We start from the raw sequence: 24,050 nt of genomic DNA, 5'->3' as shown, positions 1-24,050 counted from the left end.
ACCTTCGGGAACCTCGGCGACAGCCACGACCGGGTGACCGTAGGCTGAACGACGTGACTGATGACCTGCGCGAACAGGTGCACGCCGCCGCCCGGCGCGCCCGCGTCGCCGCGAACGAGCTCGTCCTCGCCACCCGGGAGAGCAAGGACGCCGCGCTGCACGAGATGGCCACCGCGCTGCGCGCCCGCGCCGGCGAAGTGCTGGAGGCCAACGCCAAGGACCTCGAAGCGGGCCGGGCCGCCGGTCTCACCCAGGGCCTGCTGGACCGCCTCGCGCTGACCGGGGCGCGCGTCGAGGGCGTGGCCCGGGGCCTGGAGACGGTGGCCGGCCTCGCGGACCCGATCGGCGAGGTGCTGCGCGGCTCGAACCTGCCCAACGGCCTGGAGCTGAAGCAGGTCCGCGTGCCGATGGGCGTGGTCGGCATGGTCTACGAGGCCCGCCCGAACGTCACCGTGGACGCGGCCGGCCTGGCGCTGAAGTCCGGCAACGCGGCCCTGCTGCGCGGCTCGTCCACCGCCGAGCACTCGAACACCGCGCTGGTCGCCGTCCTGCGCGACGCGCTGGAGACCGCCGGACTGCCCGCCGACGCCGTGCAGCTGCTGCCGTGCCACGACCGCGCGTCGGTCACCCACCTGATCACCGCGCGCGGCCTGGTCGACCTGGTGATCCCGCGCGGCGGCGCGGGGCTGATCAACGCCGTCGTGCAGCAGGCCACCGTGCCGACCATCGAGACCGGCGTGGGCAACGTGCACGTGTACGTGGACGCGAGCGCCGACCTCGACATGGCGCAGCGCATCGTGCTCAACTCCAAGACCCGCCGCACCAGCGTGTGCAACGCGGCCGAGTCGCTGCTGGTGCACGCGGCCGTCGCGGACGAGTTCGTGCCGCGCATCACCAGCGCCCTGAACGCGCAGAACGTCACCATCCACGGCGATGAGCGGTTCGCGAGCGACCCCAGGGTCCTGCCCGCCACCGACGAGGACTGGGACACCGAGTACCTGTCGCTGGACATCGCCGCCCGCGTGGTCGGCTCCATCGACGAGGCCATCGACCACATCGCCGCGCACGGCTCCGGCCACACCGAGGCGATCGTGACCAGCGACCTCGCCGCGGCGCGCCGGTTCACCACCAGGGTCGACGCGGCGGCGGTCATGGTCAACGCGTCCACCGCCTTCACCGACGGCGGCGAGTTCGGCATGGGCGCGGAGATCGGCATCTCCACCCAGAAGCTGCACGCCCGCGGTCCGATGGGGTTGACCGAGCTGACCTCGTCCAAGTGGGTGGTCTGGGGCGAGGGGCACGTCCGGCCGACGTCGTGAGCAGGCCGCGGGACGCCGCAGCGACCAAGGCGGCCTTGCTGGACGCCGCCACGAAGCTGTTCGGCGAACGCGGGTTCGACCGCACCACGGTGCGCGACATCGCGGGTCTCGCGGGCGTGAACCAGGCCCTGCTGTTCCGCTACTACGGCAGCAAGGACGCCCTGTTCGCGACCGTGCTGGCGACGCAGAGCCGTGAGCTGCTGGAGGACTCGCCCGTCGAGCACCTGCTGCGCAACGTGCTGCTGCGGATGATGGAGGAGAGGCCGAGGCGCGAGGACCACCCGCTGTACGCGGTGCTGCGGTCCTCGCACCACGACTCGGCGGCCGACGTCGTGCGGCGGCAGCTGGGGGAGGAGTACGCGCGCGCCCTGTCCACCCTCACCGACGCCGACGACGCCGAGCTGCGCGCGGACCTCGTGCTGGCGTGGGTCGTCGGCATCGGCCTGCTGCGCAGCGTGTTCGGCAAGCAGCCCCTCGCCGGAGCGGACGCGGGCGCGGTCGCGGCGCTGGTGACGCGGGCCGCCTCGGTGCTGCTGGAGCACGCGGAACCCGGTTGACGGTAGGTAGTGGTCTGCCTACTGTCGGCTGTAAGCGACTGCTTACAACAGGGGTGCCGATGGCGACCAGGGCTTATCCGTTCACCGAGATGGACGACCTCGAGATCAACCCGACCTACTTGGAGCTGCAGCGCGACGAGCCGGTGGCCAGGGTCGTCCTGCCGTACGGCGGCGAGGGCTGGCTGGCCACCCGCTACGAGGACGTCAAGACGGTGCTCGCCGACGCGCGGTTCAGCCGTGCGGCGGTGATGGAGCCCGGCGCCGACGTGCCGCGCACCCTGCCGACCATGCCGGCGGAGACCAACATCCTGAGCATGGACCCGCCGGACCACACGCGGCTGCGCAAGCTGGTCGCGAAGGCGTTCACGGCCCGGCGCACCGAGCAGCTGCGCGAGCGCGCCCAGCAGATCGTGGACGGCCTGCTGGACGAGATGGAGGCGCAGGGCCCGCCCGCCGACCTGGTCGAGGCGCTGGCCATGCCGCTGCCCATCACGATCATCTGCGAGATGCTGGGCGTGCCGTACGAGGACCGGAAGGACTTCCGGGCCTGGTCGGAGGCCGCGGTGGCGATCACCGCGTTCACCTACGAGGAGATCCTGGCGGCGGGCGAGTCGCTGCGCGGCTACATCGCCGAGCTGGCCGAGCGCAAGCGGGTGGAGCCGACCGACGACATGCTGTCCGTGCTGGTCGCGGCCCGTGACGAGGGCGACCGGCTGAGCGCCGACGAACTGGTGATGTTCGGGGTGACGCTGCTGGTCGCGGGCCACGAGACGACCGCCAACCAGATCGGCAACTTCGGCTACCAGCTGCTGCGCCGGCCGGACCGGCTCGGTGAGCTGCGGGCCGACCCGTCGCTCGTGCCCGCCGCGGTCGAGGAACTGCTGAGGTTCACCCCGCTGGGTGGTTCGGCGGGCTTCCCGCGGATCGCGACCGCCGAGGTCGAGCTGTCCGGCGTGACGATCAAGCCCGGTGAGGCGGTGTTCGTCAACAACGTGGCGGCCAACCGCGACCCGTCGGTGTTCGAGAACCCGAACGAGCTGGACTTCCACCGCGAGCACAACCCGCACGTCATGTTCGGGCACGGCGCGCACCACTGCATCGGCGCGCCGCTGGCCCGGATGGAGCTGCAGGTGGCGATCGGCACGCTGCTCAAGCGGTTCCCGTCGCTGCGCCTGGCCGGCGAGGTGGCGTTCAAGAAGGGCAGGCTCATCCGCGGCCCGCAGGCCCTGCCGGTGGAGTGGTGAGCCCGGTGGGGGAGTGGACCGTCGAGGTCGACCGCGGCACGTGCCTCGGCACCGGCATGTGCACGTCGATCGCACCGGGGCACTTCCGGCTGGACGGCGGCACGGCCACGCCGGTCAACGGGTCCGTCGAGCCGGACGACGCGGTCGTCGACGCCGCCGAGTCGTGCCCGATGGAGGCCATCCTGGTCCGCTCGGCCGACGGCGCGGTGCTCGCCCCGCAGCTCTGACCGGGGCGTTCCGCAGCGCCTCTGGTGAAAGCCGTAGCGGTGGCGGTGGAGCGGCCGTCGCGTGATTGACCGTGCGTGACGGCCTTCCTACTGTCGGGTGTAATTGATCACTTACACCCGGGAGTCCCGATGGGCGCCAGGTCCTACCCGTTCCCCGAGCCCGACGACCTCGGCGTCAACGAGAGCTACCTGGAGCTGCAGCGCGACGAGCCGGTGGCCCGGGTGCGCCTGCCGTACGGCCGCGAGGCCTGGCTGGCCACCCGGTACGCCGACGCCAAGGTCGTGCTGGCGGACCCGAGGTTCCGCCGCGCGCCGGTGATGGACGCCGCGTACGACCCGCCGCGCACCATGCCGGAGGTGCCGCGGGTCAGCACCATCCTGAGCATGGACCCGCCGGAGCACACCCGGTTGCGCCGCATCCTGGCCAAGGCGTTCACCGCCCGCCGGACCGCGCAGCTGCGCGACCGCGCCCAGGAGATCGTGGACGACCTGCTGGACCGGATGGAGGCGCAGGGCCCGCCCGCCGACCTGGTCGACGGGCTGGCCATGCCGGTCGCCATCACGCTCATCAGCGAGATGCTGGGCGTGCCGTCGCTGGACCGGGCGCAGTTCCGCGCCTGGTCGGACGCGGCGGTGGCGATCACCGCGTTCACCGTGCCGGAGATCGAGGCGGCGGGCGCGTCGCTGCGCGCCTACATCCGCGACCTGGTCGAGGACAAGCGCCGCAACCCCGCCGACGACATGCTCACCGTGCTGGTGCACGCGCACGACAACGACGACCGGCTGACCGAGGAGGAGCTGGTCTCGTTCGGCGTCACGCTGCTCATCGCGGGCCACGAGACGACCGGCAGCGAGATCGGCAACTTCGTCTACCAGCTGCTGACCAACCCGGACCGGCTGGCCGAGCTGCGGGCCGACCCGTCGCTGCTGCCCGCCGCCGTCGAGGAGCTGCTGCGGATCACCAAGCTCTCCGGCGCGCCCGGCTTCCCGCGCGTCGCGATCGAGGACGTCGAGCTGTCCGGCGTGACCATCCGCGCGGGTGAGGCGGTGTTCGTGGACGGGCTGGTGGTCAACCGCGACCCCGCCGTGTTCCCCGAGCCGGACAAGATCGACTTCCACCGCCCGCACAACCCGCACTTCGCCTTCGGCCACGGCGTGCACCACTGCATCGGCGCGCCGCTGGCCCGGATGGAGCTGCAGGTCTCTATTTCGAGCTTGCTCAATCGCTTCCCGGACCTCCGGTTGGCCGGCGACGTGGTGTTCAAGAAAGGCAGACTGGTACGAGGCCCCGAACGCCTACTGGTGAGGTGGTAGACCGATGAGCGAGTGGACGATCGAGGTCGACCGGACCATGTGCCTCGGCACCGGCATGTGCACGTCGATCGCGCCGGACCGCTTCCGGCTGGACGGCGGCACGGCCACCCCCGTGACCCCGACCGTCGAGGAGGACGACGCGGTGATCGACGCCGCCGAGTCGTGCCCGATGGAGGCCATCCTGGTCCGGTCCGCCGACGGCGCCGTGCTCGCGCCGCAGGTCTAGCCGAAAAAATTCCAGCCGATCGCGTCATAGTCCCCCGACGGGCGCGTCCCTCCGTCGTGCGGTCCTCATTCGGGGTGGGCCGCGCATCCGCGGTGCGGCCCACTCCCCCCGGGCCGCGACCGGGATCGGAGTGCGCGGGCGGCTTTTCGGGGAGCGACCGGCCGCCCGCGCACCACCCGAACTAGGCTCACCTCCCATGTCGAACCGGCGGATCGGCGTCATGGGTGGCACCTTCGACCCGGTGCACCACGGCCACCTGGTCGCGGCCAGCGAGGTCCAGGCCCGCTTCGACCTCGACGAAGTGGTCTTCGTGCCCACGGGCCAGCCCTGGCAGAAGACCGAGCGCGAGGTCAGCGCCGCCGAGGACCGCTACCTGATGACGGTCATCGCCACGGCGTCCAACCCGCGGTTCTCGGTCAGCCGGGTCGACGTCGACCGGCCGGGGCCGACGTACACGGTCGACACGCTCACCGACCTCAAGGCCGCGCACCCGGACGCGGACCTGTTCTTCATCACCGGCGCGGACGCGCTGGAGCAGATCCTGTCGTGGCGGCGGGCGGACGACGTGTTCGAGCTCGCGCACTTCATCGGTGTCACCCGACCGGGTTATGAACTGGTGGACACCCACCTGCCGCCCGGCGCGGTGTCGCTGGTGGAGGTGCCCGCGATGGCCATCTCCTCGACCGCCGTGCGCGCCCGGACGGCCTCCGGGCTGCCCGTCTGGTACCTCGTGCCGGATGGTGTCGTTCAGTACATCTCCAAGCGCCGGCTTTACTCGATGCCGGACTGAGCGCGGTCGCCGGTACCCTCATTGACTCGTGCGGGCGTAACGGCGCCCGCCGGTGTGATGAGGAGTGACGTGGCAGCCACCGACGAGGCACGACGGTTGGCGCTGGTCGCCGCTGACGCGGCAGCCGACAAGAAGGCGCACGACGTGATCGTGCTCGACGTGTCCGACCAACTGGTGATCACGGACTGCTTCGTGATCGCCTCCGCTCCCAACGAGCGGCAGGTCGGCGCGATCGTGGACAACGTCGAGGAGAAGTTGCGCGAGACCGGCCGCAAGCCGGTCCGCCGCGAGGGCGCGCGCGAGGGTCGCTGGGTCCTGCTGGACTTCGTGGACGTCGTCGTGCACGTCCAGCACGTCGAGGAGCGCACCTTCTACGGCCTGGAGCGGCTGTGGAAGGACTGCCCGCGCATCGAGTTCGACGCCGGGCCCAGGGACGACGACGGCGTGAAGAACGACGACGGGGCCGACGAGGTCGCCGGGGCATGACCTTGAACCGGCTCGTGCTGTGGCGGCACGGTGAGACCGACTACAACGCGACCGGCCGCATGCAGGGCCACCTGGACTCGAGGTTGACCGAGACCGGGTGGAACCAGGCCCGGTTCGCGGTGCCGGTCCTCGCCGGGTTCACGCCCGAGCTGGTGGTCGCCTCGGACCTGCACCGCGCGCGGGACACCGCGACGGTGTTCACCGACGCGACCGGGGTCCCGCTGCGCGTCGACGAGCGGCTGCGCGAGACCCACCTGGGCAAGTGGCAGGGGCTGACCCCGGCCGAGATCGAGGTGGAGTGGCCGGGCTCGCTGGACCTGTGGCGCGCCGACGGCCTGCTCGCGCCGCCGGACGGCGAGACGCGGGTGGAGGTCGCCGAGCGCGCCCTGGCCGTGGTGGCCGAGGTGGACGCGGAGTTCTCCGAGACGGTCATGCTGTGCGCGCACGGCGGCCTGATCAGCGCGTTGACCGGCCGGTTGCTGGAGCTGCCGGTCGACCGCTGGGCGCTGCTCGGCGGGATCGGCAACTGCCACTGGACGGTGTTCACCCGCCGCCCGCACGGCGACGGCCGGTGGCGGCTGTCGTCGTACAACGCCGGAACCACCCGGTGAGACTGCTCGTCCTCGGCGATTCGCTGTCGTTCCACGGTCCTCAGGGGCCGCTGCCCGCCGACCACCCCCGGTTGTGGCCGAACGTCGCCGCGTCGGCGCTGGGCGGGCACGCGGAGCTGGCGGCGGGGTTCGGCTGGACCGCCCGGGACGCCTGGTGGTCGCTGACCGGCGACCCCAGGGTGTGGTCGTTGCTGCCGCGCACGGACGTGTTGGTGCTGGCTGTGGGGCACATGGACACGCTGCCGTCGCCGTTGCCGACGTTCCTGCGGCAGGGGCTGCGCTACCTGCGGCCGGACGGGCTGCGGCGACGTGCCCGCACGGGGTACCGGGCGGTGCAGCCGGTGCTGTCGCGGGTGCTGGGCGGTCGTCCGGTGGCGTTGCCGCCGCACGTGACCGTGCGCTACCTGGACGACTCGGTGTGCGCGGTGCGCGCTCTCGCGCCGGCGATCCGGGTGGTCGGGATGACGCCGTCCGTCCACTGCTCACGGGCTTACGCCGGTGTGCACAGTGGACGTGCGGCGGCGGAGCGCGCGCTGCGCTCGTGGGCGGGCGGTGTCGACGTGCCGCTGCTGGACGTGCCGCCGCTGGTGGGCGACCACGTTCGGTCACGGTGCGGCAACCCGGACGGCCTGCACTGGGGCTGGGAGGGGCACGAGCTGGTCGGGCGGGCGATGGCGGAACTCATCCGCTCCGTGGCGGTCGGCCACTCGGGTGGTGCGGAGCCGTAGTCTCGGCACTCGTGTCCACCACGATCGTCACCGACTCCACGGCGTACCTGCCCGAGGGGTTCGCCGAGCGGCACGGCATCCGGGTCGTGCCGCTGCACGTGGCCGTGGACGGTCGCAGCAGCCTGGACGGGGTGGACTTCGGTCCGGCGCAGCTGGCCGCGGCGCTGGGCGGGCACCAGCGGGTGACCACGTCCCGGCCGACGCCGGGCGAGCTGGCCGAGGTGTACCGGTCGGTGCTGGCCGAGGGCGCCGGGTCGATCGTGTCCGTGCACCTGTCCCGCGAGCTGTCCGGGACGTGGGAGGCAGCGCGGTTGGCCGCGGAGGAGGTCGACCCGGGCCGGATCAGGGTGGTCGACTCGCGGGCGACGGGCATGGGGCTGGGGTTCGCGGCGCTGGCCGCGTGCGCCGCCGGTGGTGACGCGGAGCGCGCGGAACGGGCCGCCGCGGCCGCCGCGGGCAGGGTGAAGATGTTCTTCTGCGTGGAAACGCTCGACCACCTGCGGCGGGGCGGGCGGATCGGCGCCGCCGCCGCGCTGGTGGGCACCGCGTTGGCGGTGAAGCCGCTGCTGCACGTGGACGACGGTCGGATCGTGCCGTTGGAGAAGGTGCGGACGATGGGGCGGGCGATGGGTCGCCTGGTCGACCTGGCGGCGTCGGCGGCGGGTCCCGGGCCGGTCGGGCTGGCTGTCCACCACTTGGCCGCGCCGGAACGCGCGGCGGAACTCGCGACGCTGCTCGACGAGCGCGTCCCAGGCTCGACCGGATGCCTGATCTCCGAGGTCGGAGCGGTGATCGGGGCGCACACCGGTCCTGGCGTGCTGGGTGTGGTCGTGCTGCCCGGGGGAGTGGCGTAGGCCGCTTTATCCATCGTTCAGGGAGTTGTCCACAGATCGCCGACAACTTCACCGCACACTGCTCCACTCGGCCTAGCGTCGACCGCATGTTCGACAGGAACCCGGAAACCACGACCGCCCGCCTGAGCGCCCTCGTCTCCCAGGAGCGGGGCAAGCACCGCGCGCCGAACGCCGAGACGCTGGTCTTCGTCTCGTCGGACGGCGGCTCCGACCCACCGGGCCCACTGCGCCGCCGGCTCGACCGCTGGCTGCCCGACCACGTCCCGCAACGCCGCAAGGTCCTCCTCGCGGGCGTCATGGCCGGTGTCGCGCTGGTCGTCGCCCTGGCGCTGTGGTGGCAGCGCCCGACGCCGGAGGTCCCGCCGGACCTCCCGGTGGCCGAGCCCGCCGCCGTCACCCAGGCGCAGGAGCAGCTGGTCGTCAACGTGGTCGGCCTGGTGCCGACACCGGGCCTGGTGACCGTGCCCAACGGCGCCAGGGTGGCGGACGCCCTGCACGCGGCAGGCGGTCCCGACCCGGCCGCCGACCTGACCCCGCTGAACCTGGCCCGCAAGGTCACCGACGGTGAGCAGATCGCCGTGGGCATCCCCGTGCCGCAACCGGCCGGCGCCGCGGCCGGACCGCTCAACCTGAACACCGCGACCGAGGCCCAGCTGGACACCCTGCCCGGCGTGGGTCCGGTGACGGCGCAACGGATCATCGACCGCCGGCAGAAGCGCGGTCCGTTCACGTCCCTGGAGCAGCTGGGCGAGATCGAGGGCATCGGTGACGCGAAGCTGGCCAAGCTCCGCGACCTGGTCCGCCTCTGACGCCCTCAAGACCACTCGGAGAACCCCATGTGCCCGAACCGGAACTGCCCGCACCCGACCGCACCGGACGCTCGTCCACCCTCCACTTCGGACAAGTTCCCGCACCGCCCGCCGTCCGTCCCGCCGCAACGCGCCGAGATCCCCGACCACCTGCTGACCGCCGCGCCCCTCTCGTTGCCGGACATGCCTCGCCGGCTGTTCGGCAGCCACCAACCCCGCCCTCCGCACGACGACCAGGGCCACCGCAACCACCACCGTCGCCTCCGCCGGCTGCTCGCCCCGATCCGCCGCGCACCCCGGAGCGAGGGCCGAGCCCGCCGAGAACACCCCCGCCGCATCCGCCGACTGCTCGCCCGCGTTCGTCGCGCGGTCCGCGACCACAGCAGCGCTCGCTCGGACCACCACCACGTCCCCGGACCGTCCGGGCGGGTCCTCCGCGTGGTCCGGAACGACAGCGAAGGTGGCCGAGACCGCCGCCGCGTCCGGCGGCTGCTGGACCAGGCCCGTCGTCTGGCCCAGGACGGCGCCATCGCCCGCCGGGGCCACCGCCGTGGCGTCCGACGGCTGCTCGACCGTTTCCGTCGGGTGGGGCGTCGCACCCGTTCCGCCTGGCCACGCCTCGTCACCTTGTCGAGGTTCCGGTGGGTGGGGTCGTGAGTCCCCGCGCGCACCTGGTCCCGGCAGCGTTGGCGGTGTGGGCCACGGCCCTCGCCGGGCTGCTCTGGACCTGGTGGGCCGCACCCGCGGTCGGCCTGGTCACCGCCGTCATCGGCGGCTTGGCGCTGCGTCCGTGGCGACCGGCGGCAGTGGCGCTGGTGGTGTCGGCCGTGGCGGCAGCGGGCTGGATCGGTGTTCAGGCCCGCGGCGCGACCCACCACCCGCTGCGCGGCGCGGCGGAACGCGGCGCGCCCGCCACGGTCCACTTCGAACTCGACCACCGGCCGCACGGGTTGCGCAGCAGCGGCTTCGGCTCGCGGGCGGGTGGGGTGGAGCTGGTGCTGGTCCGGGGCACGCTCGACGGTGGCGGGCGGATCGCCGTGCTGGCCCCGGCGGACCGGTGGCGGGAGCTCCTGCCCGGCCAGCGGGCCACCGCGCGCGGCACGCTCGCCCCGCCGCGAGGTGGTGAGCTGACGGTCGCGGTGCTGCGGGTCCGCGGACCCCCGCAAGGGGTGACGGAAGCGCCGGTGTGGCAGCGGGTCGCCGAGGACCTGCGCGCCGGACTGCGGAGGGCGAGCACCGCGCTGGACCCCGAGCCGGCCGGGCTGCTGCCCGCGCTGGTCGTCGGCGACACGTCGGGGCTCTCGCCCAGGGTGGTGGAGGAGTTCCGCACGGCGGGGCTGGCCCACGTCCTCGCCGTCAGCGGGGCGAACCTGGCGATCCTCTGCGGCGCGGTCCTGCTGCTGCTGAGGCTGTCGCGGGTCGGGCCACGCGGGTGCGCGGCCGGTGCGATGGCGGCGCTGGTCGGGTTCGTGCTGCTGGCCGGGCCGGAGCCGAGCGTGCTGCGGGCCGCGGTGATGGGCGCGGTGGCGCTGCTCGCGCTGGTGCTGGGTCGGGAGCGGTCGGCGTTGCCGGCGCTCGCGGCGTCGGTGGTGGTCCTGGTGCTCTACGACCCGGAGCTGGCCACCGAGCCGGGGTTCGGCCTGTCGGTCGTGGCCACGGCGGCGCTGGTGCTGCTCGCGCCGCGGTGGGCGGCGGCGATGAGGGGGCGCGGCCTCCCGGTGGGGGTCGCCGAGGCGCTGGCGGTGCCGGTGGCCGCCCACCTGGCGACGGCGCCGCTGGTGGCCGGGCTCTCCGGGCAGGTGAGCCTGGTCGCGGTGGTGGCGAACCTGCTGGTCGCGCCGGTGGTGGCGCCGGCCACCGTGCTCGGTGTGCTGGCCGCCGTGCTGGCCCCGGTGCACGACGCGGCGGCCCGGCCGGTCGTGGAGGTGGCCGGGCCGGCGGTGGGTTGGCTCATCGCGGTCGGTCGGCACGCGGCGGCGGTGCCGGGGGCGGCGGTCGGGTGGCCCGGTGGCTGGGTCGGCGGGCTGCTGCTGGCCGGGGTGCTGGTGCTCGGTTGGGCGGTGGTGCGGCTCCGGCGGCTGCGGGCGCTGGTCGTGGCGGCCGTGGTCGGGGCGGTGGTGGTGGTCGTGCCGCTGAACGTGGTCTCTCCCGGGTGGCCGCCGTCCGGGTGGGCGGTGGTGGCCTGCGACGTCGGACAGGGCGACGCGGTCGTGCTGGCCACCGCCGAGCGCGACCGGGCGGTGCTGGTCGACACCGGGCCGGACCCGGTGCCGGTGCTGTCGTGCCTGCGGCGGCTGGGGGTGCGGCGCATCCCGCTGGTGGTGCTCAGCCACCTGCACGCCGACCACGTCGGCGGGTTGGCGGCGGTGTTGGCGGAACGAGTCGTCGGCGCGGTGGCGGTGGGGCCGTCGCGGCAGCCGGGGTGGGCTTGGGAGGAGGTGCGGGAACGGGCGCGGGCGGCGGGGGTCCGCGTGGTCGAGCTGGGTGCGGGTCAGCGGCTGAGCTGGCCGGGCCTGGGACTGGAGGTGCTGGGGCCGCGGGTGGACCCGGTCGGTGGGACGAACACGGCGGTCAACGACGCGTCGCTGGTGCTGCGGGCGTCCACCGCGGCCGGGCGGGTGCTGCTGACCGGCGACGTCGAGCTGGCCGGGCAGGCGGACCTGCTCGGCGGGCACGTGGACCTGCGGGCCGACGTGCTGAAGGTGCCGCACCACGGGTCGCGGTACTCGTCGCCCGCGTTCCTCGCGGCGGTGCGGCCGAGGGTCGCCCTGGTGAGCGTCGGTGCGGGCAACCGCTACGGCCACCCCAACGGGGTGCTGGTCGACGCGTTGACCAGCCGGGGCGCGCTGGTGCTGCGCACCGACCGGGACGGCGACACCGCGGTCCTGGCCGGCCCGGACGGGCCGGGGGTCGTCCGCAGGGGCGGCCCGTCAGACAACGGACAAGGGGAGAACCATGAAGAACGACGTCTGGATCCGACTGCACTCCGGCTGGTCCCGGCAGGGGTCCGACCGGGCGCTGGCGTGGGCGCTGTGGCAGCCCGGCTACACCGCCGAACCGTGGCCGCGCGACGGGCTCCGGCCCGCCTTCGCCTACTACGTGTGCGAGGACCTGCCCGGTGGCGGGCGGGGCGTCGTCGCCAGGGCCACCGTCACCGGCGTGATCCGCCTGGCGCAGGTGCCCTCCGCCGACACGGCCTACAAGCTGGTGGCCGACGCCCTGTTCGACGCCGACCTGACCATCCCGCCGGAGGAGTGGCACTCCGAGCGGTACAACCGGGAGAAGGCGACCCGGCCCTGGCCCCAGCTGCTCACCGCCTGGCGCGTGGTCACCGAACAGGTCGGGCCGCACGTCCTGCCGGAGCTGGCCGCCTTCCCCCGGACCGGTTGGCTGCGCTCGGCGAGGATCGGACTGTGACCGCCACGCCACCGCGACCAGGCCGACCAGCCCGGATCAGGCCACCGCCGGACCAGACTGCCGCCAGGACCAGGCTGCCACCGGGCAGGTTCGCCACCGGCCCGACTCGGCACCGGGCAGGTTCGCCGCCGGGCTGGCTCGCCGCCGGGCCGACTCGGCGCTGGCCCGGTTCGCCGCCGGAGTCGGTTCGGTGCCGGGCCGGTTCAGGTCCGGCCCGGCACCCGTCCGACTCCTCAGCTCTGGAGGGCCTTGATCACTGCCTCGGCGGACGGCGGGACGTTGGCGCGCGGGCCGACGCGGTTGCCGAGGGCGTCCAGGGTCTTGAGGCCGTCGCCGGTGATGAGCAGCACGGTCTCGCCGTCCGGGTCCAGCTGGCCGGTCTCGATGAGCTTCTTCGCGGTCGCCACGGTGACGCCGCCGGCGGTCTCGGCGAAGATGCCCTCGGTCTGCGCCAGCAGCCGGATGCCCTCGACGACCTCTTCGTCGGTGACGTCCTCGATCGCGCCGTTGGTGCGGCGGACGGCGTCCAGCACGTAGGGGCCGTCGGCGGGGGCGCCGATCGCCAGTGAGCGGGCGATGGTGTCCGGGCGGACCGGGGTGACGACGTCGTGGCCCGCCTTGAAGGCGGCGGCGACGGGGGAGCAGCCGGTGGCCTGCGCGCCGAACACCCGGTACGGGGTCTGCTCGACCAGGTCGAGGCTGCCCAGCTCGCGGAACGCCTTGTCCACCTTGGTCAACTGCGAGCCGGAGGCGATGGGCACCACGACCTGGTCGGGCAACCGCCAGCCGAGCTGTTCGGCGACCTCGTAGCCGAGCGTCTTGGAGCCCTCGGCGTAGTACGGGCGGACGTTGACGTTGACGAACGCCCAGTCCTCGTGCTCGGCGGCCAGCTCCTGCGCCAGCCGGTTCACGTCGTCGTAGTTGCCGTCGACGGTGATCAGGTTGCCGCCGTACACGGCGGTCATGAGGATCTTCGCCTGCTCCAGGGAGGAGGGCACCAGGACCACCGACTGCCAGCCGGCGCGGGCCGCGGCGGCGGCGACGGCGTTGGCCAGGTTGCCGGTGGACGGGCAGGCCAGCACCTTGAAGCCCAGCTCACGGGCGGCGGCGAGGGCGACGCCGACCACCCGGTCCTTGAACGAGTGGGTCGGGTTGCCGGTGTCGTCCTTCACCCAGACCTTGCGCACGCCCAGGGCCTTGGCGAGGCGGTCGGCCTCGACCAGGCGGGTGGCGCCGGGGTTGGTGTTGGGGTGTGACTCGACGGTGGACGGAACGGGGAGCAGGCCGCGGTAGCGCCAGATCGACCGGGGGCCCGCCTCGATGTCCTCGCGGCGGATCCGGCCGAAGTCGTAGGCGACTTCCAGCGGCCCGAAACACTCGAGACAGGCGTACTCGGCGGCGAGCGGGGTCTGGTGGCCGCACTCCCGACAGGACAGTGCCCGAGCGGGACCGAGGTCGAAGGAGGTGGTGGCCGAGGGCACACTGACAGCAGTCATCGCGAGGTATCTCCTCATCTTTCCCGCGCGTCGCGGGTCGGAATTGGCACCGTGATCGCCAGCGGACGCTGTGCGACGGGTTGCCGGGGCTTCTTCGGGCCGATCCCTCTGCCCCTCTGGATGAGCGGTATTCAGTTGTGGCCTCAACTTACGACACGATCCCGGCCCTCAGCCAGAGACGTCCACCATCCGGACGTCGGTCAGTCGTGGGAGGATCGCCGCCGTGAGTGCGCCCGCTGACCCGCCCGACGCCGTGCACCTCGTCGTCGGCGAGGAGGAGTTGCTGGTCGAGCGCGCCGTGCGGGGCGCCCTGGCGGTGGCGAGGAAGGCCGACCCGCAGGCCGACCTGACCCGCGTCCGGGTGACCGATCTCACCCCGCCTGAGCTGGCCGAACTGGTGAGCCCGTCACTGTTCGCCGAGGGGCGGGTGGTCGCCCTGGAGAGCGCGCAGGACATCGGCAAGGAGATCGCCGACGCGGTCATCGCCTACGCCAAGGCGCCCGCGGACGGGGTGACGCTGGTGGTCGTCCACAGCGGCGGCGGGCGGAGCAAGGCGGCCAAGGAGCTGCCCGGGGCGCTGCGGAAGGCGGGGGTCCGGGTCACCGAGTGCCCCAAGGTCACCAAGGCGGCGGACCGGGAAGCGTTCGTGCGCAACGAGATCCGCTCGGCGGGCGGTGGCAAGGCCGACCCGGAGGCGGTCGCGGCGCTGATCGAGGCGGTCGGCTCGGACCTGCGCGAGCTGGCGGCGGCGGCCTCGCAGCTCGTCGCCGACACGGCGGGCAAGGTCGACGCCGAGGCGGTCCGCCGCTACCACCGCGGCCGGGCCGAGGTGACCGGGTTCGCGGTGGCGGAGAAGGCCGTGATGGGCGACCGGGCCGGTGCGCTGGAGGCGTTGCGCTGGGCGATCCAGCTCGGCGTGCCGCACGTGCTGGTCGCCGACGCGCTGGCCGACGCGGTGCGCACGATCGCGCGGGTGTCCGCGGTGGGGCGGGGCGACCCGTTCAAGCTGGCGGGCGAGCTGGGCATGCCGCCGTGGAAGGTGAAGAAGGCGCAGGGCCAGTCGCGCGGCTGGGAGGACCAGGGGCTCGCCGCCGCGATGACGGTGGTCGCCGACCTGAACGCCGACGTCAAGGGCGTCGCGGCCGACTCGGGGTACGCCCTGGAGCGCGCGGTGCTGAAGATCGTCGCGGCGTACGGGCGGCGCTGAGCCGCAGCCGGTGGCGATCGGTGCGGTCGGCGGCAGTCAGTGCGGCCGAGGGACGCCGATGAAAAGTGCCGCCCACCCGAGTGGGTGAGCGGCACTTCCAGCGTGAGGACCAGATCAGATCTGGTTGGCGCGCCGCGCCAGGGCCGACTTCTTGTTGGCGGCCTGGTTGGCGTGGATCACGCCCTTGGTGACGGCCTTGTCGAGCTTGCGGGAAGCCTCCCGCGCCAGCACGGTGGCCTTCTCCTTGTCACCGGCCTCGGCGGCCTCACGGAACTTGCGGATCGCGGTCTTGAGCGACGACTTGACGGCCTTGTTGCGCAGGCGCGCCTTCTCGTTGGTCTTGATCCGCTTCATCTGGGACTTGATGTTCGCCATGCGGAAGCCACCTTCTCCTGGTCCGGGGTCGTACCGCGCTTGTCACCGGCTCCGCCCCCGAGGGGGCGGTTTTCCTCCACAGCGGAATGCCGCGCGGGTACGGCCGAGAAGGATATCAGGGCAGCTCACCGCACCGTGAACCGAGCCCTCCCATCGCCGACCACGACCTCGTAGCCGCCCCTGGCGACCTCCGGCTTGCCCGAGCCGTCCATGTCGCCCGGCGTCACCGCGAGGCGCTTGAGGTCGAACGCCACCTCGACCGTCCGCGACTCGCCCGCCTTCAACGCGACCCTGGTGAAGCCGACCAGGCGCTGCGGCGGCGTGAGCACCTTGCTCACCGGCTGGTGCGCGTACACCGGCACGACGAGCGCGCCGTCCCGGGAACCGGTGTTGGCCACCGTCACCGACACCTCCACCCGGCCGTCCCGCCGCACCTCGGCGGACTTCACCGTCGGCGCGGACGTGGTGAACGTGGTGTAGGACAGGCCGTGCCCGAACGCGAACGCCGGGTCGTACGCCGAGCTGGGCGCCGTGTTCGCGCCCCGCGGCTGGTCGTAGGAGAACGGCTGGTCGCCGACCACCTTCGGCCACGACACCGGCAACTTGCCGCTCGGGTTCACCGCGCCGAACAGCACGTCGGCGATGGCGCTGCCGCCCTCCGAGCCGGGCAGCCAGCCCGCGACCAGCGCGGGGGCGTCGGCGACGGCGCCGAGCACCTGCGGCCGGCCGGTCAGCAGCACGACCACGACCGGCTTGCCGGTGGCCCGCACCGCGGTCACCAGGCCCTGCTGCTCGGCGGTCAGCGCGGGCTCCTCGGTGTCCGCCTCGCCCTCCGCGCCGGGGTCCTCGCCGAGCACCACGACCACCGCGTCGGCGTCACCGGCCTGCGCGACCGCGTCGGCCTGCGCGGGCGCGCTGACCACGTTCGCGGCCGGTGCGGCGGCCCGGATGCCCTGCAGCACCGTCACCGTCGGCGGTGGCGGCGACCCGTTGGGCACGCCCTGCCAGCCGACCGTCCAGCCGCCGAGCTGGCGGGCCGCGGAGTCCGCCGCGTCGCCGGTCACCACGAGCTTGGCCGCGTCGGTCGACAGGGGCAGCACGCCGTCGTTGCGCAGCAGCACCGCGCTCTCCGCCGCCGCCTGGCGGGCCAGCGAGCGGTCCACGCCGGTCACGGCCGCGTCGGCCTTCTCCGGGTCGACGAACGGCTTCTCGAACAGGCCCAGGTCGAACTTGAGCTTCAGGATGCGCCGCACGGCCTCGTCGATCCGCTTGCCGCTGATCGCGCCGCTGCGCACGTTGGCCAGCAGCCCCGAGGTGAACTCGGCCGCGTTGGACGGCTCCATCGCCATGTCGACGCCCGCGTTGACGGCCATCGCGATGGCCTCCTGGTAGTCCGCCGCCACGTGGTAGCGGTCCACCAGGAACCGGATGTCCTCCCAGTCGGTGATGGCCACGCCGCGGAAGCCCATCCGGTCCCGCAACTGGGTGGTCAGCAGGTACTTCGACGCGTGCGCCGGCACGCCGTTCACCGCGCCGGAGTTGATCATCACGGTGCCGACGCCGGCGTCGAACTGCGGCTGGAACGCGGGCAGCACGGTGTCCTGGAGGTACCGGATCGGCAGCTGGGCGGGCGCGCGGTCGTGGCCGTTGAACGGCTCCGAGTAGCCCGCGAAGTGCTTGGCGGTCGCGGTGAGCCGCGCGGTGCCGTCGATCGGGTCGCCCTGCTGGCCGCGCACGTTCGCCGCCGCCAGCGCGCCGGCCAGCACCGGGTCCTCGCTGTAGGTCTCGTAGTACCGGCCCCACCGGGTGTCGCGCGCGATGTCGGACACCGGCGCGAAGTTCCAGAACACGCCGGTGGCGCGCATCGACCGGCCGGTGGACGCGCCCAGCTGCTCCATGAGCTGCGGGTCCCACGTCGCGCCGAGGCCGATCTGGTGCGGGAACATGGTGGCGCTGAGCACGTTCGAGTGGCCGTGGACGCCGTCCGCGCCGTAGATCAGCGGGATTCGCAGCCTGCTGTGGTCCAGCGCGTACTTCTGGATGGCGTTGGTCATCTCCGCCCACGCCCTGGGCGTGTTGGGGTTCGGCGCGTCGCCGCCGCCGGAGAGGATCGAGCCGACCTTCGCGTCCTCCAGCACCGCCTTCAGGCAGTCCTCGCGCAGCGGACCGGGGTTCCACTCGCAGTTGCCGCGCAGCTTGCCCAGTCGGATCTGGGTCATCTGGCCGACCTTCTCCTCCAGCGTCATCCGCCGGAGCAGGTTGTCGACCCGCCGGTCGACCGGCGCCCGCGCGTCCAGGTAGTCCTGGCCGGCGGGTTCGACGATGCCGCTCGCCTGTGCGCCGGTGACCAGCAGCGCGAGCGTGACCAGCGCGGCGACCGCGGTCCGCTTCCGGGATCTCAACACCGACAACCTCCACGTGATCGGAGAACCGGACCCACCCTCCCCGCGTGACCTGGCGCACAACAGGGCTGAACGGCCGATTCTGGGAGCGCTCCCACTCGGTAAGGGGTGAAATGCAGTACGTCCGTCCTGTTTCATGTCCGACGTGACCGCCGCACTCGACTGGCCCGGCTTCGGGCACATCTCGCTCGCCGCGCTGCTGTTCCTCTGCCTGGCCGCCGCCCTCGCGGGCGCGGTCGACGCCGTGGTGGGCGGTGGCGGGCTCATCCAGCTGCCCGCGCTGCTGCTGATCGCGCCCGGAGGCCAGCCGCTGTACGCGCTGGCCACCAACAAGATCGCGTCCGTGGTCGGCACGGCCGCGGCGGTGCGGACGTACGCCAGGCAGACCGCGGTCGACTGGTCGTCGGCGCTGCCGATGGCGGTGGCCGCCTTCGCGGGCGCGGTGGGCGGCGCGGCGTTCGCCGGTGCGCTGGCGCCCGGCGTGCTCAACGGTGTGGTGCTCGTCGCACTGGTCGGCGTCGGCCTCTACACCTGGCGCAAGCCGCAGCTGGGCACGTCCGAGGCGCTGAGGTTCACCAAGGTCGCGCAGATCGCCGTGATGACCCTGGGCGGCGCGGTGATCGGCTTCTACGACGGCCTGGCCGGACCGGGCACCGGCACGTTCCTGGTGTTCCTGCTCGTCGGCCTGACGGGGTTCGCGTTCCTGCGCGCCTCGGCCACCGCCAAGGTCGTCAACGTCGCCACGAACCTGGGCGCGCTGCTCTACTTCATCCCGGCCGGGAAGGTGCTGTGGGGCCTGGGCCTGGTGCTCGCGCTGTGCAACGTGACGGGCGCGGTGTTCGGGGCGCGGCTGGCGGTGCGGCGCGGGTCGGCGTTCGTGCGCCGGGTGTTCCTCACCGTCGTGGTGGCGCTGGTGGTCAGTCTGGGGTGGAAGGCGGCGCTTGGATGAGCCGGAACGTCGCGCCCATCGGGTCACCCGCGGTGGTGAACCGGCCGAACCGCGACTCGACCACGTCGCCGACCGTGACGCCGCCCAGCTCGCGCACCCGCTCGGCCGCCGCGTCGGCGTCGGCCACCGCGAAGTAGGTCATCCAGTGCGGCGGGATCTCGGCCGGGATCTCGTTGGCCATCCCGAACACGCCCGCCACCGGCCTGCCGGCCACCCGCAACTGGGTGTACGGGAAGTCCGGCAGCGGGTCCAGGCCGACGCCGAACACCTGCTGGTAGAACTCCGCCGCGCCGTACGGGTCCCGGGTGGCCAGCTCGTTCCACACCACCGAGCCCGGTTCGTTCACCACGTACGCGCCGATGTGCGTGCCCGCCTCCCACAGCCCGAACGCCGCGCCGGACGGGTCCACCGCGATCGCGCCGCGCCCCGGCCCGCCGGTGTCGAACTCCGGCACGAGCACCTTGCCGCCGTTGGCGCCCAGCACGTCCAGCGACTCGTCCAGGTCGTCGGTGGCCAGGTAGGTCGTCCACACCACGGGGAACATCACGTCCGACGGCATCTCGCCGAACCCGGCCACGGGCAGCCCGCGCACCAGCGCCATCGTGTAGTGCCCGGTCTCCGGCCCGCCGACCTCGAAGTCCCAGCCGAACAGGCCGCCGTAGAACTCCGCGGTCGCCCGGCGGTCGGTGGTCATCATGTCCACCCACGCGGGCGTGCCCGGCGCGTACGGGGAGTTCAGCTCGCTCACCCGGCCAACGGTCGCACCGGCCGCCGCGCGCCGCGAGTCGATCACCCGCACGGCGAACGCCGCCGGCGCGGTCGATCCGCGCCGACGGCGTCGGCTACCCGGTCCCGGTGTCCCCGTCGCCCTTGCGGGGTCGGCCGCGCCGGGGTTGGTCCGCGGCGCCGGTCGGCAGCCGGCCTGCTTCGGCGAGCGCACGGCGCAGCAGGAACTCGATCTGCGCGTTCGTGCTGCGCAGCTCGTCGTTCGCCCACCTGGTCAGCGCGTCGTGCACCGCGGGGTCGAGGCGCAACAGGACGCTCTTGCGCTCGGCCACGTCAGGTGTACAGCGACCCGGCGTTGACCACGGGCTGGGTGGATCGGTCGCCGCACAGCACGACCAGCAGGTTGGACACCATCGCCGCCTTGCGCTCCTCGTCCAGTTCCACCACGTCCTCCTCGGCGAGCCGGTCCAGCGCGAGCTGCACCATGCCGACCGCGCCCTCCACGATCTTCGCCCGCGCCGCGACCACCGCGCCCGCCTGCTGGCGCTGCAGCATCGCGTGCGCGATCTCCGGAGCGTAGGCCAGGTGCGTGAGCCGGGACTCGATCACCTTCACCCCGGCCGACTGCACCCGGGCCGCGATCTCCACCGACAGCGTCTCGGTGATCTCGTCGGCGTTCTCCCGCAGCGACAACCCGGTCTCGTTGTGGTTGTCGTAGGGGTAGCTGGTCGCGATGTGCCGCACCGCGGTCTCGGTCTGGATGCCGACGAACCGCACGAAGTCGTCCACCTCGAACATCGCCCGCGCGGTGTCCTCGACCTGCCACACCACCACGGCGGCGATCTCGATCGGGTTGCCGTCCGCGTCGTTGACCTTCAGCGTCGCGGTCTCGTGGTTGCGGATCCGGGTCGACACCTTCACCTTCGTGGTGAACGGGTTCGCCCAGCGCAGGCCGTCCTGGCGGACGGTGCCGGTGTAGCGGCCGGCGAACTGGAGCACCCGCGACTCGCCCGGCGCGACGGTGAACAGCCCGACGCCGACGACGGCGCCACCGGCCATCAGCAGGGCGCCCCCGACGATCGCCGGGACGCTGTTCCCGTCGTCCCCCGGGATCGCGCCGAGCACGAGCACCGCCACGCCGGCCAGCGTGGCGACCACCACGCCGGCGAGCACCCCCCACCCGGACGGCGCGCGTGCCTCCCGCTCCCGCACCACCGGCGTCGGCATCTGCACCGCGATGTCTGTGACGTCCATGTCCCACCCCTCGATCGCTATCTCGTGCTTAGCAAAGTGATATCACTTTTTCGGTGCGGGCACCAAGTCGGACGCCGTATGCGGACGGAAGTTGACCGCAATCGGTCCTGCGGTGGCCGCATGACCCCGGTTCTGAGCCGTCGCGCCCTCGGCCGCGCCACCCCGGCTCGCCAGTTCCTGCCGGCCCGCGCCGACCGGCCGGTGCCCGAGGTCGTCGAGCACCTGGTCGGGTCGCAGGCCCGGGCACCGCACACCTGGTACACCGGCCTGTGGTCGCGCGTCGCCGGCTTCACCCCCGACCTGGCGGCCGACCCGCTCGTGGACCGCGGGCTCGTGCGGATGGCCGCGATGCGCTCCACGATCCACCTGCTCACCGCGGCCGACGCGCTCGCGCTGCGCCCGGTGGTGCAGCCCGCGCTCGACCGGGACCTGTTCCGCAACCACACCCACGGCCGGGAGGCGCGGGAGCTGGACGTGGCCGCCGTGGTGGTTGCCGGGCGCGCGTTGCTCGCGGAGAAGCCGCGCACCAACAAGGAGCTGGGAGCGCTGCTGCACGAGCAGTGGCCCGACCGCACGCCCGCCACGCCGGCCTACGCCGTCCGCTGCCTGGTCCCGCTGGTCCAGGTGCCGCCGCGCGGGGTGTGGGGCCGCAGCGGCGCGATCGCGCACACCGGCGCGGAGACGTGGCTGGGCGCGCCCGTGGCGGACCGGCCGTCGGCAGCCGACCTGGTGCGGCGCTACCTGGCCGCGTTCGGGCCCGCGACGGTGGAGGACGTGCAGACCTGGTCCGGGCTCACCCGGCTGCGCGAGGTGGTCGAGGACCTGCCGCTGCTGCGGCTGCGCGACGAGGACGGCCGGGAGTTGTTCGACCTGCCCGACGCGCCCCGGCCGGACGAGGACGAGCCCGCGCCGCCGCGGTTCCTCTACGACTTCGACAACGTGCTGCTCTCGCACGGCTGCCCGCGCCGGAGGAGGTGGAGCGGGAGGGTGAGCGGCTGCTCGCGTTCCTCGCGCCGGACGTGCCGCGGCACGAGGTCCGGACAACCTTGACGGCCGCCGCGCGTCACTGAGCGCATGGGGACGATCACCGTTCGCCCGCCGCGGGCGGAGGACGTGCGGCCGCTGGTCGAGGTGCACGTCAGGGCCAGGCGCAGCTACTACGAGGGCCACCTGCCCGAGGAGGAACTGGCGGAGTGGGAGGCCGCGGTGCGCGCCGACGGCTACGCCTTCGACAAGCCGGGAGCGGTGTGGCTGTGCGCCGAGCTGGACGGCGGCTTCGCCGGGTTCGCGCTGGTGAACGCGCGTGGCGAGCTGCTGCAGCTCCAGGTCGACCCGGCACGCTGGGGCAACGGCGTCGGCCACGCGCTGCACGACGCGGCGACGGCCGCCCTGCGCGAGCGCGGCGTCACCACCGCCCACCTCGACGTGTTCGTCCAGAACCACCGCGCCCAGCGCTTCTACACCGCGCACGGCCGGCGTGAAGTCGGCCGCGACGACACCCACGTGCGGATGGCGCTGGAGCTGAACGTGTGATCGCCTGGACGTCGTGGAGATCCTGAGCAGCCGCGTCCTCGTCCGCTCACGAGACCCGGAACGCGCGCGGGCGTTCTACCGGGACGTGCTCGGCCTCGCCGTGCACCGCGAGTTCCCCGGCGGCACCGTGTTCTTCCTCGGCCAGGGGTTCCTGGAGGTCTCCGGCGACTCGGCCGCGGACCCCACCGACGCCACCCAGCTGTGGCTCCAGGTGCGGGACCTCCGGCGGGTCGCCGGGGAACTCGCCGACCACGTCGTCCGGCCCGCCCGGCGCGAGCCGTGGGGCCTGGACGAGCTGTGGATCGCCGACCCGGACGGGCGGCGGATCGTGCTGGTCGAGATCCCCGCCGACCACCCGCTACGCCGGGACGTCCGCGAGTAGCTGCACCGCGGGACCCACCACCCCGCCGTACTGGCGCAGCGACGTGCGGACACCGGTGAACCCGGCCGCCTCGGCCTCGCGGATCAGGTCGTACTCGGAGGTGTCCAGCACTCGCCGGTGCACCGAGACGACCAGCCTGCCGCCCGGCCGCAGCACCCGGAACAGCTCGTGGAACGCCGCCGCCCGGTTGTCCCACAGCTGGAGGTTGTTCACCGAGACCACCACGTCCACCGAGTCCTCGGGCTGACCGGTCCGCGTCGCCGCGCCCTCGCGCAGCTCGACCCGGCCCGCCACGATCAGCTCGGCGCACCTGGTGCGGGCCTCGTCCAGCATGACCTGCGACGGGTCGACGCCGATCGCCTTGAGCGCCCGCTCGCCCGCCAGCTTGAGCCCGACGCCCGGACCGGGGCCGAGCACCAGCACGACCTCCTCGGGCGTCGGCGCCGCCACCTCGGTGACGTGCTCCTCCACCTTGGCGTTCAGCACGGCCATCACCCGACCGCCCAGCTCGCCGACCTTGCCGCGCGGGTGCCCGAACGCCGCGTCGAACGCCTTCACCAGGTTGTTCGCCATGCGTCCAGCCTCGCCGGCGCGCGGCCCGCCGGCATCGGGGATCACCCGGAGGTCCCCCCAGGAGTGCTACCTGGACGAGTCCGGGTAGCACTCCTGGGGGGCGTCGCTCAGCGCCAGCCCAACCGTCGCAACGCGTCCACGACCAGCGAGAACCGCTCCGGCTCCAGCACCGAACCCTCGCGCCGGATGTCGTCCTCGGCCAGCTCGAAAACCCGGTCCAGCCGCAGGTAGGAGCGCCTGCCGTCGCGGTCCCAGCGGCCCGGGCCCAGGTCCAGGCAGTCGTCCAGCTCGTGCCGGTCGGGCGTCCTGCTGGTCAGCATCAGGCCGAGCAGCGCGCGCCGGTGCCGCCCGACGACCAGCAGCGGCCGGTCCTTGCCTCGGGTCGGGTCCTCCTCGAAGGGCACCCACGCCCACACCACCTCGCCCGGGTCGGCCAGGCCGTCCAGGTCGGGGGAGTACTCCAGGGTGGCCGCCACCGCGGCCGTGTGGACCTCGCGCACCGCGCCCCTGGCCGGGCGCGCGTCCTCGCCGTTCGCGTACACGGCGGGCAGCTTATGGCCTCGGTCACGCC

At 73.5% G+C, this 24,050-nt stretch carries 25 protein-coding genes, 1 pseudogene and 1 riboswitch; of the genes and pseudogenes, 18 read left to right on the top strand and 8 right to left on the bottom strand.

Features of this window, described 5'->3' with window-relative positions; genetic code table 11:
• The first annotated feature begins 53 nt into the window (after positions 1–53).
• The 13 genes and pseudogenes from AB0F89_RS00265 to AB0F89_RS00205 form a co-directional block, all read left to right on the top strand.
• Positions 54–1,319, top strand: coding sequence for a glutamate-5-semialdehyde dehydrogenase (locus tag AB0F89_RS00265; protein WP_367131353.1), 1,266 nt, complete (start codon positions 54–56; stop codon positions 1,317–1,319).
• Positions 1,316–1,876 carry a TetR/AcrR family transcriptional regulator gene (locus AB0F89_RS00260; RefSeq protein ID WP_367131351.1) on the top strand — a complete coding sequence of 187 codons (561 nt, stop codon included), beginning with the start codon at positions 1,316–1,318 and terminating at the stop codon, positions 1,874–1,876. The genes AB0F89_RS00265 and AB0F89_RS00260 overlap by 4 nt, the downstream gene beginning before the upstream one ends.
• Positions 1,877–1,965: 89 nt before the next feature.
• Positions 1,966–3,120 carry a cytochrome P450 gene (locus tag AB0F89_RS00255; protein WP_367131349.1) on the top strand — a complete coding sequence of 385 codons (1,155 nt, stop codon included), beginning with the start codon at positions 1,966–1,968 and terminating at the stop codon, positions 3,118–3,120.
• 5 nt (positions 3,121–3,125) lie between these two features.
• Positions 3,126–3,347 carry a ferredoxin gene (locus AB0F89_RS00250; protein ID WP_367131347.1) on the top strand — a complete coding sequence of 74 codons (222 nt, stop codon included), beginning with the start codon at positions 3,126–3,128 and terminating at the stop codon, positions 3,345–3,347.
• A gap of 129 nt (positions 3,348–3,476) precedes the next feature.
• Positions 3,477–4,661, top strand: a complete 1,185-nt coding sequence (locus AB0F89_RS00245) for a cytochrome P450 (protein WP_367131345.1) — start codon at positions 3,477–3,479, stop codon at positions 4,659–4,661.
• 4 nt (positions 4,662–4,665) lie between these two features.
• Positions 4,666–4,887: a ferredoxin gene (locus tag AB0F89_RS00240; protein ID WP_367131343.1), complete on the top strand. Its 222-nt coding sequence runs from the start codon at positions 4,666–4,668 to the stop codon at positions 4,885–4,887.
• 196 nt (positions 4,888–5,083) lie between these two features.
• Complete coding sequence (gene nadD, locus AB0F89_RS00235) at positions 5,084–5,677, top strand: nicotinate-nucleotide adenylyltransferase (protein WP_367131342.1); 594 nt, start codon at positions 5,084–5,086, stop codon at positions 5,675–5,677.
• Between the two features lie 69 nt (positions 5,678–5,746).
• Positions 5,747–6,163, top strand: coding sequence for a ribosome silencing factor (rsfS, locus tag AB0F89_RS00230; RefSeq protein ID WP_367131340.1), 417 nt, complete (start codon positions 5,747–5,749; stop codon positions 6,161–6,163).
• On the top strand, positions 6,160–6,774 hold the full coding sequence (locus AB0F89_RS00225; RefSeq protein WP_367131338.1) for a histidine phosphatase family protein: 615 nt from the start codon (positions 6,160–6,162) through the stop codon (positions 6,772–6,774). The genes rsfS and AB0F89_RS00225 overlap by 4 nt, the downstream gene beginning before the upstream one ends.
• Positions 6,771–7,502: a diglucosylglycerate octanoyltransferase gene (gene octT, locus AB0F89_RS00220; RefSeq protein WP_367131337.1), complete on the top strand. Its 732-nt coding sequence runs from the start codon at positions 6,771–6,773 to the stop codon at positions 7,500–7,502. Before AB0F89_RS00225 ends, octT begins: the two co-directional genes overlap by 4 nt.
• Positions 7,503–7,513: 11 nt before the next feature.
• Positions 7,514–8,356 carry a DegV family protein gene (locus tag AB0F89_RS00215; RefSeq protein WP_367131335.1) on the top strand — a complete coding sequence of 281 codons (843 nt, stop codon included), beginning with the start codon at positions 7,514–7,516 and terminating at the stop codon, positions 8,354–8,356.
• A gap of 86 nt (positions 8,357–8,442) precedes the next feature.
• On the top strand, positions 8,443–9,165 hold the full coding sequence (locus tag AB0F89_RS00210) for a helix-hairpin-helix domain-containing protein (RefSeq protein WP_367131333.1): 723 nt from the start codon (positions 8,443–8,445) through the stop codon (positions 9,163–9,165).
• A 653-nt stretch (positions 9,166–9,818) separates the two neighbouring features.
• Positions 9,819–12,095 (top strand): annotated as a pseudogene (locus tag AB0F89_RS00205) (DNA internalization-related competence protein ComEC/Rec2); the annotation flags it as partial.
• Positions 12,096–12,815: 720 nt separating this feature from the next.
• Here AB0F89_RS00205 and thrC read toward each other — a convergent pair.
• On the bottom strand, positions 12,816–14,078 hold the full coding sequence (gene thrC, locus AB0F89_RS00200; RefSeq protein WP_367131331.1) for a threonine synthase: 1,263 nt from the start codon (positions 14,076–14,078) through the stop codon (positions 12,816–12,818).
• 11 nt (positions 14,079–14,089) lie between these two features.
• Positions 14,090–14,205, bottom strand: a riboswitch (SAM riboswitch).
• A 96-nt stretch (positions 14,206–14,301) separates the two neighbouring features.
• On the opposite strand from thrC, the gene holA reads away from it, so the two are divergent.
• A complete protein-coding gene (holA, locus tag AB0F89_RS00195; protein WP_367131329.1) occupies positions 14,302–15,285 on the top strand; it encodes a DNA polymerase III subunit delta in 984 nt (327 codons plus the stop codon).
• A gap of 114 nt (positions 15,286–15,399) precedes the next feature.
• Here the strand turns inward: holA and rpsT are convergent, their stop codons facing one another.
• Both rpsT and AB0F89_RS00185 read right to left on the bottom strand, forming a co-directional pair.
• The gene (gene rpsT / locus AB0F89_RS00190) at positions 15,400–15,660 is read right to left on the bottom strand and encodes a 30S ribosomal protein S20 (protein WP_073889602.1); all 261 of its coding nucleotides are present in this window, start codon (positions 15,658–15,660) and stop codon (positions 15,400–15,402) included.
• A gap of 125 nt (positions 15,661–15,785) precedes the next feature.
• Positions 15,786–18,065: a glycoside hydrolase family 3 N-terminal domain-containing protein gene (locus AB0F89_RS00185; protein WP_367131327.1), complete on the bottom strand. Its 2,280-nt coding sequence runs from the start codon at positions 18,063–18,065 to the stop codon at positions 15,786–15,788.
• Between the two features lie 133 nt (positions 18,066–18,198).
• Between AB0F89_RS00185 and AB0F89_RS00180 the strand changes: the two genes are divergently transcribed.
• Positions 18,199–19,011, top strand: a complete 813-nt coding sequence (locus AB0F89_RS00180) for a sulfite exporter TauE/SafE family protein (RefSeq protein WP_367131325.1) — start codon at positions 18,199–18,201, stop codon at positions 19,009–19,011.
• On the opposite strand, the gene AB0F89_RS00175 is transcribed toward AB0F89_RS00180, so the two are convergent.
• The 3 genes from AB0F89_RS00175 to AB0F89_RS00165 form a co-directional block, all read right to left on the bottom strand.
• The gene (locus AB0F89_RS00175) at positions 18,980–19,759 is read right to left on the bottom strand and encodes a VOC family protein (protein WP_367131323.1); all 780 of its coding nucleotides are present in this window, start codon (positions 19,757–19,759) and stop codon (positions 18,980–18,982) included. The two genes, AB0F89_RS00180 and AB0F89_RS00175, sit on opposite strands and share 32 nt — an antisense overlap.
• Positions 19,760–19,853: 94 nt before the next feature.
• Positions 19,854–20,069 (bottom strand): hypothetical protein, encoded by a 216-nt coding sequence (locus AB0F89_RS00170; RefSeq protein WP_367131321.1) that lies wholly within the window; start codon positions 20,067–20,069, stop codon positions 19,854–19,856.
• A gap of 1 nt (position 20,070) precedes the next feature.
• Positions 20,071–20,991 carry an SPFH domain-containing protein gene (locus tag AB0F89_RS00165; protein WP_367131319.1) on the bottom strand — a complete coding sequence of 307 codons (921 nt, stop codon included), beginning with the start codon at positions 20,989–20,991 and terminating at the stop codon, positions 20,071–20,073.
• 120 nt (positions 20,992–21,111) lie between these two features.
• On the opposite strand from AB0F89_RS00165, the gene AB0F89_RS00160 reads away from it, so the two are divergent.
• Genes AB0F89_RS00160 through AB0F89_RS00150 form a run of 3 tightly spaced genes read left to right on the top strand, consistent with a single transcriptional unit; the run spans position 21,112 to position 22,906 of the window.
• On the top strand, positions 21,112–22,041 hold the full coding sequence (locus AB0F89_RS00160) for a winged helix DNA-binding domain-containing protein (protein WP_367131317.1): 930 nt from the start codon (positions 21,112–21,114) through the stop codon (positions 22,039–22,041).
• A 24-nt stretch (positions 22,042–22,065) separates the two neighbouring features.
• Positions 22,066–22,524 (top strand): N-acetyltransferase family protein, encoded by a 459-nt coding sequence (locus AB0F89_RS00155; RefSeq protein ID WP_367131315.1) that lies wholly within the window; start codon positions 22,066–22,068, stop codon positions 22,522–22,524.
• Positions 22,525–22,537: 13 nt separating this feature from the next.
• On the top strand, positions 22,538–22,906 hold the full coding sequence (locus AB0F89_RS00150; RefSeq protein WP_367131312.1) for a VOC family protein: 369 nt from the start codon (positions 22,538–22,540) through the stop codon (positions 22,904–22,906).
• Here the strand turns inward: AB0F89_RS00150 and AB0F89_RS00145 are convergent.
• Entirely contained in the window at positions 22,883–23,479 is a 597-nt protein-coding gene (locus tag AB0F89_RS00145) for a class I SAM-dependent methyltransferase (RefSeq protein WP_367131310.1), read from the bottom strand. The two genes, AB0F89_RS00150 and AB0F89_RS00145, sit on opposite strands and share 24 nt — an antisense overlap.
• Before the next feature lie 107 nt (positions 23,480–23,586).
• Complete coding sequence (locus tag AB0F89_RS00140) at positions 23,587–24,021, bottom strand: type II toxin-antitoxin system PemK/MazF family toxin (protein ID WP_367131308.1); 435 nt, start codon at positions 24,019–24,021, stop codon at positions 23,587–23,589.
• Positions 24,022–24,050: the final 29 nt, after the last annotated feature.

This window comes from Saccharothrix sp. HUAS TT1, from assembly GCF_040744945.1.
In the GTDB taxonomy this organism is placed as follows: domain Bacteria; phylum Actinomycetota; class Actinomycetes; order Mycobacteriales; family Pseudonocardiaceae; genus Actinosynnema.
This window is presented reverse-complemented; position numbering and strand designations above follow the sequence as displayed.